Origin of the sequence: Bradyrhizobium sp. Bra64 (genome assembly GCF_024519875.1) — a bacterium.
Lineage (GTDB): Bacteria > Pseudomonadota > Alphaproteobacteria > Rhizobiales > Xanthobacteraceae > Bradyrhizobium > Bradyrhizobium japonicum_G.
Map to the genome: position 1 here is coordinate 1,427,164 of NZ_JALJRD010000001.1, position 15,052 is coordinate 1,442,215.

Below are 15,052 nucleotides of genomic sequence, written 5' to 3' on the forward strand. Positions count from 1 at the left end.
AGGCCTCTTGTGAGCCATTGTGTCGCAACTATACCGGCGAGGGCACTCTCGGCAAGTGAAACTGCGTTCAGGATTGTGAGAGAGAACTAAAGTCTAGCGCTGCGCAAATTGCAGGCAAAAGAGCAGCGAAACACTGATCGTGCGCAGGCATGCAGATTCCGTCGGCGGGCATGCGTGAGTATCAAGGGCTGAGAGCAATCGTCGGTTGACGAGCCGCGATCTCGTCAAGCGCTTCAGCGTGCTTGCAGCAGGGATGGATCGAGCGGTGTCAGCCGGGCGGGATCGAATGGCGACAAGTCAATCTCGCGCGTTGCACCTTCAGCGATCAGTTCTGCCAGCGCTTGCCCGGTCGCCGGCGCATTGAGGATGCCCCAGACATTGTGCCCGGTCGCAACATAGAGGTTATCGCTCCGCGGCACCTTGCCGATCAAGGGCAAGCCGTCCTGCGTCACCGGACGGAAACAGGCCTGCTGCGCGATGATCCTTTCGGGACGGAACAGCGGCGATAGCCGCCCGGACATGGTCTGCAGCCGCGCGATCGCATCGCGATCGGGCGTCACGGCGGCGGGATCGAGCGGCAGCGGCGCGATGTCGGAAAGAGCCGTGATGTGCGTGCTGCCGTCCGCGCGTGGGAAGACCTCGATCGACACTGCGCTGCCGTCTTCCTCCCTCTCCAGGAATAACGCTTCGGCCGGTGCGTCGCCGTCGGTGTCGTAGACGATGCTCGGGCTGCGCTGGCCGTAGACGGGAGGCAGGCTCATCCATTGCGCCGCGAGCAGCGACCACGGTCCCATCGCGATCACGACGGCATCCGCCTCGATCAGATCACCATCGATCTCGACGCCCCCGGCTGTCATTCCGTCAGTGCCGCGCGTGATGCCGGTGACACAGCCATGATGCAGCTTCGCGCCTTGCGCCCGCGCCGCGTTCATCACGGCCGACGTGAACTTGCGGGGATGAACGATCGCAGTCGTCTCCGCCGTGCCGATGCACTGTGCAATGACGACGCCGTCGCTGAGCCAGCCAAGCGCGGACGGTGCATCCCGGCGCGCGTCGCCGTCGGACGCAACGAAACCGCTATAGGCGGTCATCGGCCGGTAGCCCCAATCGCCCGAGATTTCCTCCGGCAGTTGTGCGTGAAGCGCAAAGCTGCGCCGGGCCAACGCATCGAGCGGCGTGCCGGTGCACCAGTCCCGTGCCAGGAAGCCGCCGGCCTTGCCCGACGCGGCGGCCGCGACCTCGGTCCGTTCCACGACGGTCACGTCGATGCCGCGGCGGCGCAGGAAATAAGCCGTGCAGGCCCCGATCACGCCGCCGCCGCAGATCACAACGCGCATGATTTCTTTCCTGACTCAGGTCGCTCCCGGGAGCCCGTTTCGACTCCATCGGAAACAACCTAGCTCGCGTAACCCCGTTCCAGCGATTGACGCTGCCGGTGCCGGTCCAGCGCCAGATCGACGAGCCGCGTCAGCAGCTCGCCATACGGTACGCCCGAGGCTTCCATCATCTTCGGATACATGCTGATCGACGTGAAGCCGGGCAGGGTGTTGATCTCATTGAAATAGAACTCGCCGGTTTGCCGGTCGAGGAAGAAGTCGACGCGTGCGAAGCCGCCGCATTCGAGCGCGGCGAACACTTCTGTGGCCAGTGAGCGCACGCGCTCCATCTGCGCGGCGTCGAGCCGGGCCGGAAGGTCAACCCGAGCGCCATCGGGATCGAGATATTTTGCCTCGTACGAATAGAACTCGTGATGGGCATTGGGGTTCAGCTCGCTGGCGACGCTCGCGAACAGCGTCTCGCCCTCGAGCACCGCGACCTCGATCTCGCGCGCGTCGATGCCCTGTTCGACCAGCACCTTGACGTCATAGCGAAACGCATCGTCGAGCGCCGTTTCTAGCGCATCCTGCGTCTTGACCTTGTGGATGCCGACGCTGGAGCCCATGTTGCACGGCTTGACGAAGACCGGGAGATTCAGGCCCTCGACTGCCTTCGCAAGCGATGAGATGCGGTCCTGGACCAAGGCCTTGCGGGTGAGCACGCGATAGGGCGCGACCGGAATGCCGGCGAATTCAGCGAGCCGCTTGGCGACATCCTTGTCCATGCTGACGGCGGAGGCGAGAACGCCCGATCCCACATAGGCGACATCGGCCAATTCCAGCAGGCCTTGCACGGTGCCGTCCTCGCAGAGCGGCCCGTGGATGACCGGAAACACGACGTCGATCTCGATCGGGTTGGCAGCGCCTTGCGTGATCGGCATCAGGGCTCCGCGCCCATCGGGGCCTCTGGCGAGCCGCATCTCCGGCGCATCGGGCAGAATCGGCAAAGCCGTCGCGTGCGACTGATCGAGCGTCTGAAGATCGTTCCATTGCCACCGGCCCGTCTTGTCGATGGAGACCGGGATCACCTCGAAGCGGGTGCGGTCGAGATGCCTGAATACGGAGGCGGCCGATTTCAGCGAGACCTCATGCTCACCGGACCTGCCGCCATAGAGAACAACGACGCGAATTTTGTCTGCCATGGCTCAATTATCATGCGCTCGATCCGGAAGTCACCCTTTGTTGTCCGATTCGAGCATCAACGCAGCGATGGAAACAACACGGCGCCGGCGAGGCACACCGGCGCCGTGTCGCAATTGAAGGCTTGTGCCGTTCAGCCCGGGCCTGCACCTTGCGTTGCCGTGTACACCGCGTAGAGCGACTGGCTCGCAGCCATGAACAGTCGGTTGCGCTTCGGGCCGCCGAAGCAGATGTTGCCGCACACTTCCGGCAGCCGGATGCGGCCGAGTAGCTTGCCTTCGGGCGACCACACCGTCGCGCCGCTATAGCCGACGGCGCGGCCGGCATTGCTGGAGGCCCAGACGTTGCCGTTGACGTCGCAGCGCACGCCGTCCGGTCCGCACTTCACGCCATCGACAACGCACTCGCTGAATCGCTTGTGGTTGGTGAGCTTGTTGTCGCTGCCGACGTCGAACACGAAGATCTCGCCTTTGCCACCGGGGCCGGTATCGCCCGGTCCCTTGCCGGTCGATACGACATAGAGCTTCTTGAAGTCCGGAGAGAAGCACAGCCCGTTCGGATCGGGCACCTGCTCCTCGGTGACGACGAGATCGATGCGGCCCGATGGGTCGATGCGATAGCAATTGGTCGGCAGCTCGCGCTTGCCGGGCACGAAGCCGGCCGGCTGTCCGATCCGCGGATTGAGCTTGCCGCCGGAATTGCTTGGGCCGCCCGCGGCGTCGGGCTCGCCTTCATAGAGCTGGCCGCCATAGGGCGGATCGGTGAACCAGTAGCTGCCGTCTGGATGTGCAACGACATCGTTCGGCGAGTTCAGCCGCTTGCCCTGATAGGAGTCGGCGAGCACGGTCGCGGTGCCGTCATGCTCGTAACGCGTCACCCGCCGCGTCAGGTGTTCGCAGGAGAGCTGCCGGCCCTGGAAGTCGAACGAGTTGCCGTTGGAGTTGTTGGACGGCGAACGGAATACGCTGACGCGGCCGTCGTCTTCGCTCCATCGCATTTGCCGGTTGTTGGGAATGTCGCTCCACAGCAGATAGCGGCCCTGCGCGCTCCAGGCCGGGCCTTCGGCCCACAGCACGCCGGTGTGCAGGCGCTTGATCGCCGTGTTGGGCTGCGCGAGATCGTTGAAGGACGGATCGACCGCGATGATGTCGGGGTCCCAGAAATAAGTGGTCGGCGCGCCGTGGGGGCCGAAGTCGCGCGGCGGGGTGGTGATCGTCGTCGGCGGTGCGGCAGGTCCGGTCTGGGCCAGCGCGGCGCCGGCACCGGCCATGGTGGCCGCGCCGAGCGCGAGTCCCCGGACGAGTGTTCGTCGTGAAAGCGCAGTCTCCTGGTCACGCTGAGCCTCTTGGCGTGTCATCGCGTCCTCCCGGTCTTGTTCGCTGGCCGGTTGATCCGGCCGAGCAAGGGGAAGGTTAGTCCGGTCTGGTGACGGTTGCGAGGGGTAGGCTCGCATCCTCTGCGCGATATCGCGCCGCAAGCGGGTTGGAATATCGAACAAGAAAACGACAAATTCGTCTCGGCGCGGGCGGGTCGCAGAAACCGGTTCCGGGCGTCGCCAGGCTGTGGAGCATGTCAAGCCTTGACCTCCTGCGCGATGCTGGCAGAACGTCATTCGGGGCGCAGGTCGGAGTTCACTGTGGCAGTCGCTGTCGTCGTACTGGTTATGCTGCTGGCGATCGCTTTTTCGGCCGGCTATTTCACCCGCGACTATGTCTCCCGGAAACGGCGGGCGGCGGCGCGTCGCTGGCGCGGGTACACCGAGCCGGATTGGCTCCGCGCCAATGCGCCGGCCAACACCAACGAGGTCGCGAACCCCGACGAGGCGATACCTGTCGCCACCGGCGAACTCGGTCAGATGCTGGACCGCTGGGAGAGCAGGGCGCGCTCCCGCCGCGCGGGATAGCCGGCGAACCGCCCATCCCTCGGAAATCAGGTCAGCTGTTCTGACCATCTTTTGGCGTTGCAGGGGCCGCCAATTCTCGTCTAGAAACATTGCATCGAGCCTCCCGGCAACCAACCGTCAACGGTTTTGACCGAGGATTGAGGGCTCAAAAGGGTCTGGCAATGCTGATTCGCGGCCAAATTGATGGGATTTCGAGGGAGGTGGCTCTGGCCGCCGCCACGATCCCGGCCGCGCTGCTGCCCACCCTCCTGATTGGCGGGCTTCTTCTTAGCTGCCCCTGAGGGCCGGCTGGGCGCCATGCGCCTGGGCGCTCAGGGGTTGGTCGAGATCACCGGACACCTCAAGCGCCCAGAACACTGACGGCGCAAAAGCTCAAAAGGAATTTTTCAATGGCCTCCGTGAACAAGTCCGACAAGGACCGCGTCATCATTTTCGACACCACGCTGCGCGACGGCGAGCAGTGCCCCGGCGCCACCATGACCTTCGAGGAGAAGCTCGAGGTCGCCGAGATGCTGGATGATATGGGTGTCGACGTCATCGAGGCCGGCTTCCCCATCACCTCGGAAGGCGACTTCCAGGCGGTCAGCGAGATCGCCCGCCGCTCCAAGAACGCCGTCATCGCCGGCCTGTCGCGCGCCCATCCCGCCGACATCGATCGCTGCGCCGAGGCGGTGAAATTTGCAAAGCGCGGCCGCGTCCACACCGTGATCGCGACCTCGCCGCTGCATATGCGGGTGAAGCTGAACAAGACCCCCGAGCAGGTGCTCGAGACCTCGGTCGCCATGGTTGCGCGCGCCCGCAACCAGATCGACGACGTCGAATGGTCGGCCGAGGACGGCACCCGCAGCGAGATGGATTATCTGTGCCGCATCGTGGAAGCCGTCATCAAGGCCGGTGCGACCACGGTGAACATCCCCGACACCGTCGGCTACACCACGCCCGACGAATACACCCACTTCATGAAGACGCTGATCGAGCGCGTGCCGAACTCGGACAAGGCGGTGTTCTCCGTGCACTGCCATAACGATCTCGGCATGGCGGTGGCGAACTCGCTGGCCGGCGTCATCGGCGGCGCGCGCCAGGTCGAGTGCACCATCAACGGCATCGGCGAGCGTGCCGGCAACGCCGCGCTGGAAGAGATCGTGATGGCGATCAACGTCCGCAACGACAAATTCCCGTTCTGGAACAAGATCGACACCACGCAGCTCACCCGCGCCTCGAAGGTGGTGTCGGCGGCGACCTCGTTCCCGGTGCAGTACAACAAGGCGATCGTCGGCCGGAACGCCTTCGCCCACGAGAGCGGCATCCATCAGGACGGCGTACTGAAGGACGCCTCGACCTACGAGATCATGCGGCCCGAGATGGTCGGCCTGAAGCAGTCTTCGCTGGTGCTGGGCAAGCATTCCGGCCGCCATGCCTTCGTGCACAAGCTGGAGGAGATGGGCTACAAGCTCGGCCCGAACCAGCTGGAAGATGCGTTCACGCGGATGAAGGCGCTCGCCGACCGCAAGAAGGACATCTATGACGAGGACATCGAGGCGCTGGTCGACGAGGAGATGGCGGCCTCGCACGACCGCATCAAGCTGACCTCGCTGACCGTGATCGCCGGCACCCATGGTCCGCAGCGCGCGACCATGAAGCTCGACGTCGACGGCCAGATCAAGATCGAGGAGGCCGAAGGCAACGGTCCGGTCGACGCCGTGTTCAACTGCATCAAGGCGCTGGTGCCGCACGAGGCCAAGCTCGACCTGTACCAGGTCCACGCCGTGACCCAGGGCACCGACGCGCAGGCCGAGGTTTCGGTGCGGCTGTCGCATGAGGGACGCGCGATGACCGCGCGCGCGGCGGATCCGGATACGCTGGTGGCGTCGGCCAAGGCCTATCTCGGCGCGCTCAACAAGATCGTCATGAAGCGTCAGCGCGACACGGTCACGACGGCGACGGCGGCGGCAAGCTGAGCTGCACTCACGGCCAATCGGCAGAAACGCGGCGCGCTCGGCGCCGCGTTTTTCGTTCATCGTCCTGCGTGGTGCTTCCGCGGATATCCCCGCGGCCCTGCATTTTTGCAAGGAGACCCCCTGCTAACAGGCAATGGTGCCGATACCGGCTTCCCTATAAAGCTGCCTTCAAGTCTTTGACTTAAAATCTTGAAATCAAGCTTTGGGGCCGGCGTGCCGCGCCTCACAAGAAATGCGGGAGGAAGCATGAGGAAACTCATTTTGGCTGCGGCGTCGATTGCGGCCCTGGCGCTGACCGGGCCGGCACTGGCTCAATCGCCGATCATCATCAAGTTCAGCCACGTGGTCGCCGCCGACACGCCGAAGGGCAAGGCGTCGCAGAAATTCAAGGAGCTCGCCGAGAAGTACACCGGCGGCAAGGTCAAGGTCGAGGTCTACCCGAACTCGACGCTCTACAAGGACAAGGAAGAGCTCGAGGCGCTTCAGCTTGGCAGCGTGCAGATGCTGGCGCCGTCCAACTCGAAATTCGGCCCGCTCGGCATCCGCGAGTTCGAGGTGTTCGATCTGCCCTACATCCTTCCCGACCTGAAGACGCTGCGGAAGGTGACGGAAGGCCCGCTCGGCCTCCGCCTGCTCAAGCTCCTGGACTCCAAGGGCATCACCGGCCTTGCCTATTGGGACAACGGCTTCAAGCAGATGAGCGCCAACAAGAAGCTGATCGCGCCGGCCGATTACCAGGGCGTCAAATTCCGCATCCAGTCCTCGCGCGTCCTGCAGGCCCAGTTCAAGGCGCTCGCCTCGCTGCCGCAGGTGATGGCGTTCTCGGAAGTCTACCAGGCGCTCCAGACCGGCGTGGTCGACGGCCAGGAGAACACCTGGTCGAACATCTATACCCAGAAGATGCACGAGGTGCAGAAGTACATCACCGAGACCAACCACGGCTACATCGGCTACGTCGTGATCGTGAACAAGAAGTTCTGGGACGATCTTCCGGCCGACATCCGCGAGCAGCTCACGAAGGCGATGAAGGAAGCCACCGACTTCAACAACACGCAGTCGCAGAAGGAGAACGACGACGCGCTCGCCGAGATCAAGAAGAGCGGCAAGAGCGAGATCATCAAGCTCACACCGGCGCAGGACGAGGCGATGCGCAAGGCGATGGAGCCGGTCTACAAGGACGCAGCCAGCCGCGTGGGCCAGCCGCTGATCGACGAATTCTTGAAGGAATCGAAAAGCACGACGAACTGAGCCAGACGATGCATGAATGAGGGGCTTCCGTGCCGGGCGCGGAAGCCCTTTTTTTGTTGCGAATGATTTCCGGTCGCGGCTGGAGGTAAAATCAGGCGTTACATCCTCGTAACAACGCCCTCCCTGTCCAAGTTGTAAGTTGCGCGTCAGCCTCGCGGGCCCCATCTTCAGGGCATCCTTCCAGAGGAGGTCCGGATGAAGAAGTTCACCATCGCTGCCATCGCCGTGCTCAGCATCGCCGGCTCGGGCGCGGTTTATGCCCAATATCATCGCCCGTGGATGGAGCACATGCGCCACATGCGCATCAATCCGGAAGACCGCGCCGCCTTCGTCGACGCGCGGATCGCCGCCGTCCATGCCGGGCTGAAGCTCAACGCCGACCAGGAGAAGCTGTGGCCGCCGGTCGAGGCCGCCGTGCGCGACTTCGCCAAGCTGCGCATCGATCGCGCCAATGCGCGAATGAATGCCGGCCCGGACGATGCGGGCAGGGATGCAAGCAAGGATGCCGACAGGCCGGAGGATCCGGTTGCTCGCCTGCGCCAGCGTGCCGACGACATGGGCGCGGCGTCGGTGGCCCTGAAGAAGATCGCCGATGCCGCCGATCCGCTCTACAAGACCCTGGATGACGGCCAGAAGCGGCGCCTTGCCGTGCTGACCCGCCACCGCGGCCCGTTCGGCGGCGGCGAGGACGGCCCGCATCGCCACTTCATGGAACGCGGCATGGACCGGATGATGGAGCGCGGCATGGACCGCTTCCACCATGACCGTTTCGACCGCGACGGCGGCCCGGACCGGGACCGCGAGGGCCGGCTTTGAGCCATCGGGGATTTTGCGGGAATCAGCCCCTGGATTAACCTTGGCGAAGCCGCTGGAATCCAGCGGCTTTTCGCTTTTTGGGGACTGCTGAAAAACCTTCGCCGCATCGCTTGCCATACCCGGATCGCTTTGCTAAACGACCGGCCTCGCAAGGCATTGACCGCCTTTCGGGCGCATAGCTCAGTTGGTAGAGCAGCTGACTCTTAATCAGCGGGTCCCAGGTTCGAGCCCTGGTGCGCCCACCAAGTCAAAGACTTAGCGACCAAGACCGTTTGAGCAGCTAACTTTTCAAACGGTCTTTTTGAAGCAGCGATATCGGCCGTTTAACGTCTGAGAGGCCTGTCTTGCGGCCGTAGGTCAGGAGGTCGTGCTCTTGAGCTATTGCTTTCGCGGGACACGATTTTTTGCGGCCGGAACCCTCAGCCGACGGTGAGCGCGATCTGTCCAGTGATGGATCGGAGCGACAGTTCAAGCTGTTCAATAGGTTGTAAGGTCGCGTGCGCACGACGTGTGCATCCGGAGATCATGAAAAATCTTGCGACAGCCAACGTGAGCAAGTCTCTGAAGTCGTAGGCTCGCCCCGGGTCACGGCTTATCGAGCAGTGCGACCCATTGGAAAGATATGCCGACGATGGGTCTCGAAATACTCGGTGAGTTCGCCAAGCTTCACCCCAGCTCAGCACTCAGTTTCGCCACGATCAGGCTCTCCCTGAATTCTCGGTGAATATTAGATGCCCGCATTGACGAGCAGCGGATCGGCTGAGGTCACGAGCTTCAGGGTCCGCAGCGAAAAGGTCGATCGGGTGTGCCGGATGCCCTGGATCCGGTAGAGCTTCTCCCGGAGAAAGCGCTCGTAATGCGTGGTGTCGGCGACCGCGACCTTGACCAGATAGTCGTAATCGCCGGTGACGAGATTGGCCTCGATCACCTCCGGGATCTTTGCAAGGGCGTCGCCAAACCGGGCCAGCACCTTGTCGTCGTGCTTGTCGAGCGTGACCTCGATGAAGACGATATCCTTCAGACCGATGGCGACGTGGTCGATGACGGCCGCGTAATGCTTGATCACGCTGATCTCCTCCAGATACCTGACCCGCGACCAGCACGGCGACGACGACAGTCCGACGCGATCGGATAATTCGTTGATTGTCAGCCGTCCTTCGTTGCGGAGGATCGAGAGAATCTTTCGATCGACCAGGTCGAGGTCCGCCTTGGTGCGCGGCTTAGCGCGGGAAGACGATTTCATCAGAGATCTCCGGAAATGCAGACGATTCTTCTGCAAAATCCGACTATCCCACAAAATATCGGGAAAATCACCTGTTGACCCGGCAGTAGAGTCTCGTCGAGGAGATCAGCCAATGTCGTCCACCGCATGTCGCGCTTCGTCCGTCGTCTTCAGAGCCATTGCCACGGATTCGCTTGCCGCGGCATCCCAGCTTCTGGCCGATGTGCAGCGCTTCGGGCTGCAGATGGTCGAATTCCGGATGCTGGTCGATGGGGAAGGCGGAGCGGCCATCGACTTCGGCATCGACGCAAACCCGGACCGCGATCCCTTGGTGCTCTGCTCTCGCTTCGCACGACATCCCGCGCTCCGTTCGGTCGAAATTGTCGGACGGTCGCCGGTCAACGCCGAAGGCACGGTGTCATGAACGTCCAGCCTCTCACCTTTCATGTTCCCGAGCCGCACCCTTGCTTCGGCAGCGCGGCGGATGTCAGCGGCTTCCAGCTGTCGGACGCAGCACGGGTTCGTCGCCCGGAGATCGATGTCGAGGCGAGCGAGATCCGCGATCTCGCCTACGAGTTGATCCGGGTGCTCGATGCCGACGGACATGCGGTCGGCCCCTGGTCTGAGGCATGTACCGTGGATCAACTCCGCTCCGGCCTGCGCGCGATGCTCAAGACGCGGGCCTACGATGCGCGCATGACCGTGATGCAACGGCAGCGCAAGACGTCCTTTTACATGCAGTGCACCGGCGAAGAGGCGATCGCGTGCGGCTTCCAGTCGGCGCTGCAGGCAGGGGACATGAACTTCCCGACCTATCGCCAGCAGGGGCTGTTGATCGCGCAGGACTGGCCGCTGGTCGACCTGATGTGCCAGGTGCTGTCGAACGAAAAGGATCGCATGAAAGGTCGCCAGCTTCCGGTGTTCTATTCGGCGCGTGAGGCCGGCTTTTTCTCGATCTCCGGTAATCTCGCCACCCAGTATGTGCAGGCGGTGGGTTGGGCGATGGCGTCGGCGATGCGGGGCGACAGCCGCGTGGCCGCAGCCTGGATTGGCGAGGGCGCGACCGCCGAAAACGACTTCCATGCCGCGCTGGTGTTCGCCTCGGTGTATCGCCCACCCGTGGTTCTCAACGTCGTCAACAATCAGTGGGCGATCTCGACGGCGCAGTCAGTAGCCGGCGGCGCACAGGCGACCTTTGCGGCCCGCGCGCATGGCTACGGAATTCCCGCGTTGCGCGTCGATGGCAACGATTATCTGGCCGTTCACGCGGCGGCGTGCTGGGCCGTGGAACGCGCCCGCCGCAATCTCGGGTCGACGCTGATCGAGTGGGTGACCTATCGGGCCGCACCGCATTCGACCTCAGACGATCCGTCGAAATATCGCCCGCAGAACGACCAGGCGGTGTGGCCGCTCGGCGATCCCGTCGAACGGCTGAAGGATCATTTGACCGGGATTGGTGAATGGAGCGAGGCGCGTCACGTCCAGCTAAAAGCGGAGCTCGACGAGGAGATCGCCGGCGCGGCGAAGGAGGCGCAGGGTTCTGGGACGCTGGTCGAGGGCTCCAAGTGCAGCCCGGCCTCGATGTTCGATGATGTCTACAAATCGATGCCGCCTCACTTGCGCGAACAGCGGCAGGAGCTTGGGTTCTGACCATGCCGTCCTTGACGATGATCGAAGCGATCCGCGATGCCATGGACGTGATGATGGCGCGGGACGACCGTGTCGTCACCTTCGGCCAGGACGTTGGTCGCTTCGGCGGCGTGTTTCGCTGTACCGACGGCCTGCAGGGCAAATACGGGTCATCGCGCTGCTTTGATACACCGATCTCTGAAAGCGGCATCGTCGGCATCGCGGTCGGCATGGGGGCGTACGGCTTGAGGCCGGTCGCTGAAATCCAGTTCGCCGACTACATGTATCCGGCCTATGACCAGATCGTGTCGGAGGCGGCGCGGCTGCGCTACCGCTCGGCCGGCGAGTTCAGCGCCCCGATCGTGGTGCGCATGCCCTGTGGCGGCGGCATCTTCGGGGCGCAGACGCACAGCCAAAGCCCAGAGGCACTGTTCACCCATGTGGCGGGGTTGAAGACGGTCATTCCCTCGAACCCGCATGACGCGAAGGGATTGCTCATCGCTGCGATCGAGGATGACGATCCGGTGGTGTTTCTCGAACCGAAGCGGATCTACAACGGTCCGTTCGACGGTCATCACGACCGGCCGGTCGTGCCGTGGTCGAAGCACGAGCTGAGTGAAACGCCGCAGGGTCATTACACCGTGCCGATCGGCGAAGCGGTCGTTCGCCGGGAAGGAGCGGAGGTGTCGATCCTGGCCTATGGCACCATGGTCCATGTCGCCGAGACGGCCCGTCGGGAGGTTGGCATCGATGCCGAGATCATCGATCTCAGGTCGCTCATTCCGCTCGACGTCGACACCATCGTGCAATCGGTGATCAGGACCGGCCGCTGCATGATCGTGCACGAAGCGACCCGCACGTCGGGCTTTGGCGCCGAGCTTTCCGCGTTGATCCAGGAGAAGTGTTTCTATCATCTCGAGGCGCCGGTCGTGCGGGTGACGGGCTGGGACACGCCTTACCCGCATGCGCAGGAGTGGGACTATTTCCCGGGGCCGGATCGCGTCGGCCGCGCGCTGATCCGGCTGATGGAGAGTTGAGATGCCCGTCGAGCTGGTCAAGCTGCCCGACGTCGGAGAGGGCGTTGCCGAGGCGGAAATCGTCGAATGGCATGTGGCCGTCGGCGAAGCGGTCAAGGAGGACCAGATCCTGGCGGCTGTCATGACCGACAAGGTGACGGTCGAGGTTCCTTCGCCAAGGGCTGGCGTGGTCGTCGAGCTCGGCGGAGAACTGGGCGCGCGTCTTGCTGTCGGCAGTGCGCTGGTCGGAATCAGGTTTGGAGCTGACGATGACGGCGTTGCAAATGGGCACGAAGCTGTCGCGCGGGTCATCGTTGGTACTGGCTCTGATGCGATCCCGGTTGAAGTGACGCCCCGGACCACGGGGGATCGACGCAACCGCGCGGCCGGCGCCATCGCAACACTGTCGCCGGCACGGCCGATTGCCTCGCCGGCGACAAGGGCGCGAGCGCGTGAGGCGGGAATTGATCTCCGCTTGGTTTTGGGCTCTGGGCCCGCCGGCCGGATCACGCGCGACGACCTCGCCGATCATGTTCGAAATCGATCGAAGGGGACCGGTGGCCACCGGATCGCGCAGTGCAATGATGCTGTCGAGCAGATCAAGGTCATTGGTCTGCGTCGCAAGATCGCCGAGAGGATGGCGGAATCTACCCGGCGTGTGGCGCATTTTTCCTATGTCGAGGAAATCGATGTCACGGCGCTCGAGGAATGCCGCAAGCAGCTGAACGCGCGGTTTGCCGACGCCCGGCCGAAGTTGACCGTCTTGCCCTTTGTCGTCGCGTCGCTTGTTCGCGCGCTGCGCGATTTTCCGCAAATCAACGGAACCTATGACGATGACAAGGAGGTCGTCAGCCGCCACAGTGCCGTTCATGTCGGCATAGCCACGCAGACTCCATCCGGCCTGATGGTGCCTGTGCTCTTCCATGCCGAGGCGCGCGATCTCTGGGGCTGCGCGGAAGAGATCAAGCAGCTCGCGACGGCGGCGCGCGAAGGCCGCGCGAAGCGGGAAGAACTGAGCGGCTCGACCATCACCATCACCAGTCTCGGCGATCTCGGTGGCATCGCAACAACGCCCGTCATCAATCGGCCGGAGCTCGCGATCCTCGGCGTCAACCGAATGATGATTCGCCCGGTGTGGCAGGATGGTCAATTGGTTCCGCGTATGATGATGAACCTGTCGTCGTCATTTGATCACCGCATCGTCGATGGCTACGAGGCCGCGCAATTCATCCGGCGTGTGAAAGAGCTGCTCGAGGCGCCGGCCCTTCTCTTGGTTGGAAACTGACGTGCGGGAGAGCACCGCAGAGGTCGTGATCATCGGCGGAGGGCCCGGCGGCTATGTCGCCGCCATTCGTGCCGGGCAACTGGGATTGCGAACCGTACTGATCGAGCGCGCCGCCCTGGGCGGGACCTGCCTGAATGTCGGCTGCATCCCGTCCAAGGCGCTAATCCACGCCGCTGATGCGTTCCATGTCGCCAATGGGCAACGTGAAACCACGCCGTTCGGCTTGAGTATGGGGGAGGCGAAGCTCGATTTCGGGCGGACCGTTGCGTGGAAGGACGCGATCGTGAATCGCCTGACAGGCGGCGTCGCAGGCCTCCTGAAGCGAAGCGGTGTGTCGGTGATCTCAGGCGTCGCCGAAATACTGGATGGCAAGACCGTCAAGGTCGGAACGGCTGATGCGACGACGCGTGTTCGCGCCAAGCACCTCGTTCTCGCAACCGGTTCGGTGCCGCAGGTCCTGACCACGCTGCCGTTCGGCGGCAATGTCATCTCATCGACCGAGTTGCTCTCGCTGCCCGAGAGGCCGCGCAACCTCGTTGTTGTCGGTGCCGGGTATATCGGCCTTGAGCTCGGAATGGCCTTCGCAAAGCTCGGATCTGATGTGACAGTCGTCGAGGCCGCCGAGCGAATCCTGCCGAGATGGGACGCGGCGTTGACGCGACCTGTGGTGAGGCGGCTTGAGGAGCTAAAGGTCAGTGTCATCACCTCGGCGTACGCTCAGGGGCTGACGCCGGATGGCGAGAGCTTGTTGATCGAGCAGCGCGGGCGGGCTCCGCGCGAACTACCAGCGGACAAAATCCTGGTCGCCGTCGGGCGCACGCCTTGCACTGAGGGTTTCGGCTTGGAGCGGCTGGATCTCGCGATGGACGGAAAGTTCGTTGCGATCGATGACCGCTCCGAGACGTCGATGTCGAATGTCTGGGCGATCGGCGATCTCACGGGAGAGCCGATGCTGGCACATCGCGCCATGGCGCAGGGCGCGATGGTGGCGGAGAACATTGCGGGACAACGCCGCTCCCTCGATGCCACAGCCATTCCGTCCGTGTGCTTCACCGATCCGGAAGTGATTTCGGTCGGACGAACGCCGGAAGAGGCCAAGGCAGATGGCAAGGTGGACGGTTACGAGATCAAGGTCGCGACCTTTCCCTTCGCTGCCAATGGCCGGGCCCTGACGCAGGTGGACGAGGAGGGGTTCGTACGGATCGTCGCGCGCGCCAGCGACCACCTCGTGCTGGGGGCGCAGGCGGTCGGGGCGGGAGTCTCGGAACTGACGTCGTCGCTGACACTTGCCATTGAAATGGGAGCGGTGCTCGAGGACATTGCCGGCACCATCGGCGCCCATCCGACGCGGAGCGAGGCGATCCACGAGGCTGCGCTTGGCGCGTTGGGGCGCGGCCTGCATTTTTGATGGACGCGAAAGAAAATTTGGTGGAAACGTCCTGCAAGACTTGCAGCAGGA

General features: G+C 63.5%; 13 protein-coding genes and 1 tRNA gene. 10 read left to right on the top strand and 4 right to left on the bottom strand.

The features are described 5' to 3' along the window. Nucleotides 1-233: 233 nt before the first annotated feature. From NR187_RS06855 to NR187_RS06865, 3 genes are all read right to left on the bottom strand, one after another. The gene (locus NR187_RS06855; RefSeq protein WP_211384651.1) at nt 234-1,337 is read right to left on the bottom strand and encodes an FAD-binding oxidoreductase; all 1,104 of its coding nucleotides are present in this window, start codon (nt 1,335-1,337) and stop codon (nt 234-236) included. Nucleotides 1,338-1,396: 59 nt separating this feature from the next. After that, nucleotides 1,397-2,518, bottom strand: a complete 1,122-nt coding sequence (locus NR187_RS06860; protein ID WP_306235180.1) for a D-alanine--D-alanine ligase family protein — start codon at nt 2,516-2,518, stop codon at nt 1,397-1,399. 131 nt (nt 2,519-2,649) lie between these two features. Beyond that, nucleotides 2,650-3,873 carry an SMP-30/gluconolactonase/LRE family protein gene (locus NR187_RS06865; protein WP_211384653.1) on the bottom strand — a complete coding sequence of 408 codons (1,224 nt, stop codon included), beginning with the start codon at nt 3,871-3,873 and terminating at the stop codon, nt 2,650-2,652. Between the two features lie 237 nt (nt 3,874-4,110). On the opposite strand from NR187_RS06865, the gene NR187_RS06870 reads away from it, so the two are divergent. The 5 genes from NR187_RS06870 (at nt 4,111) to NR187_RS06890 (ending at nt 8,686) form a co-directional block, all read left to right on the top strand. Beyond that, the gene (locus tag NR187_RS06870; RefSeq protein ID WP_211384654.1) at nt 4,111-4,419 is read left to right on the top strand and encodes a hypothetical protein; all 309 of its coding nucleotides are present in this window, start codon (nt 4,111-4,113) and stop codon (nt 4,417-4,419) included. Nucleotides 4,420-4,808: 389 nt separating this feature from the next. Beyond that, nucleotides 4,809-6,377, top strand: a complete 1,569-nt coding sequence (locus NR187_RS06875) for a 2-isopropylmalate synthase (protein WP_211384655.1) — start codon at nt 4,809-4,811, stop codon at nt 6,375-6,377. 246 nt (nt 6,378-6,623) lie between these two features. Next, entirely contained in the window at nt 6,624-7,625 is a 1,002-nt protein-coding gene (locus NR187_RS06880) for a TRAP transporter substrate-binding protein (RefSeq protein WP_211384656.1), read from the top strand. Nucleotides 7,626-7,820: 195 nt separating this feature from the next. Beyond that, nucleotides 7,821-8,441, top strand: a complete 621-nt coding sequence (locus NR187_RS06885; protein ID WP_256806105.1) for a Spy/CpxP family protein refolding chaperone — start codon at nt 7,821-7,823, stop codon at nt 8,439-8,441. A 169-nt stretch (nt 8,442-8,610) separates the two neighbouring features. Next, nucleotides 8,611-8,686 (top strand) — tRNA-Lys (locus NR187_RS06890). 482 nt (nt 8,687-9,168) lie between these two features. On the opposite strand, the gene NR187_RS06895 is transcribed toward NR187_RS06890, so the two are convergent. Beyond that, on the bottom strand, nt 9,169-9,684 hold the full coding sequence (locus tag NR187_RS06895; RefSeq protein ID WP_211384658.1) for an Lrp/AsnC family transcriptional regulator: 516 nt from the start codon (nt 9,682-9,684) through the stop codon (nt 9,169-9,171). Between the two features lie 112 nt (nt 9,685-9,796). Here NR187_RS06895 and NR187_RS06900 point away from each other — a divergent pair, with 112 nt between their 5' ends. Genes NR187_RS06900 through lpdA form a run of 5 tightly spaced genes read left to right on the top strand, consistent with a single transcriptional unit; the run spans nt 9,797 to nt 15,001 of the window. Continuing rightward, on the top strand, nt 9,797-10,087 hold the full coding sequence (locus NR187_RS06900; protein ID WP_211384659.1) for a hypothetical protein: 291 nt from the start codon (nt 9,797-9,799) through the stop codon (nt 10,085-10,087). Further along, entirely contained in the window at nt 10,084-11,313 is a 1,230-nt protein-coding gene (locus tag NR187_RS06905) for a thiamine pyrophosphate-dependent enzyme (RefSeq protein ID WP_256806106.1), read from the top strand. The genes NR187_RS06900 and NR187_RS06905 overlap by 4 nt, the downstream gene beginning before the upstream one ends. 2 nt (nt 11,314-11,315) lie before the next feature. After that, nucleotides 11,316-12,329 (top strand): alpha-ketoacid dehydrogenase subunit beta, encoded by a 1,014-nt coding sequence (locus NR187_RS06910; protein ID WP_256806107.1) that lies wholly within the window; start codon nt 11,316-11,318, stop codon nt 12,327-12,329. 1 nt (nt 12,330) lies between these two features. After that, complete coding sequence (locus tag NR187_RS06915; RefSeq protein ID WP_256806108.1) at nt 12,331-13,593, top strand: dihydrolipoamide acetyltransferase family protein; 1,263 nt, start codon at nt 12,331-12,333, stop codon at nt 13,591-13,593. Nucleotide 13,594: 1 nt separating this feature from the next. Further along, nucleotides 13,595-15,001, top strand: coding sequence for a dihydrolipoyl dehydrogenase (lpdA, locus tag NR187_RS06920; RefSeq protein ID WP_256806109.1), 1,407 nt, complete (start codon nt 13,595-13,597; stop codon nt 14,999-15,001). Nucleotides 15,002-15,052 lie beyond the last annotated feature (51 nt).

Coding starts and splice junctions, on each gene's coding strand:
- NR187_RS06870 (WP_211384654.1), top strand. CDS start 4,111: ATGCTGGCAGAACGTCATTCGGGGCGCAGGTCGGAGTTCACTGTGGCA.
- NR187_RS06900 (WP_211384659.1), top strand. CDS start 9,797: ATGTCGTCCACCGCATGTCGCGCTTCGTCCGTCGTCTTCAGAGCCATT.
- NR187_RS06855 (WP_211384651.1), bottom strand. CDS start 1,337: ATGCGCGTTGTGATCTGCGGCGGCGGCGTGATCGGGGCCTGCACGGCT.
- NR187_RS06885 (WP_256806105.1), top strand. CDS start 7,821: ATGAAGAAGTTCACCATCGCTGCCATCGCCGTGCTCAGCATCGCCGGC.
- NR187_RS06895 (WP_211384658.1), bottom strand. CDS start 9,684: ATGAAATCGTCTTCCCGCGCTAAGCCGCGCACCAAGGCGGACCTCGAC.
- NR187_RS06915 (WP_256806108.1), top strand. CDS start 12,331: ATGCCCGTCGAGCTGGTCAAGCTGCCCGACGTCGGAGAGGGCGTTGCC.
- NR187_RS06865 (WP_211384653.1), bottom strand. CDS start 3,873: ATGACACGCCAAGAGGCTCAGCGTGACCAGGAGACTGCGCTTTCACGA.
- NR187_RS06880 (WP_211384656.1), top strand. CDS start 6,624: ATGAGGAAACTCATTTTGGCTGCGGCGTCGATTGCGGCCCTGGCGCTG.
- NR187_RS06910 (WP_256806107.1), top strand. CDS start 11,316: ATGCCGTCCTTGACGATGATCGAAGCGATCCGCGATGCCATGGACGTG.
- NR187_RS06905 (WP_256806106.1), top strand. CDS start 10,084: ATGAACGTCCAGCCTCTCACCTTTCATGTTCCCGAGCCGCACCCTTGC.
- NR187_RS06875 (WP_211384655.1), top strand. CDS start 4,809: ATGGCCTCCGTGAACAAGTCCGACAAGGACCGCGTCATCATTTTCGAC.
- NR187_RS06860 (WP_306235180.1), bottom strand. CDS start 2,518: ATGGCAGACAAAATTCGCGTCGTTGTTCTCTATGGCGGCAGGTCCGGT.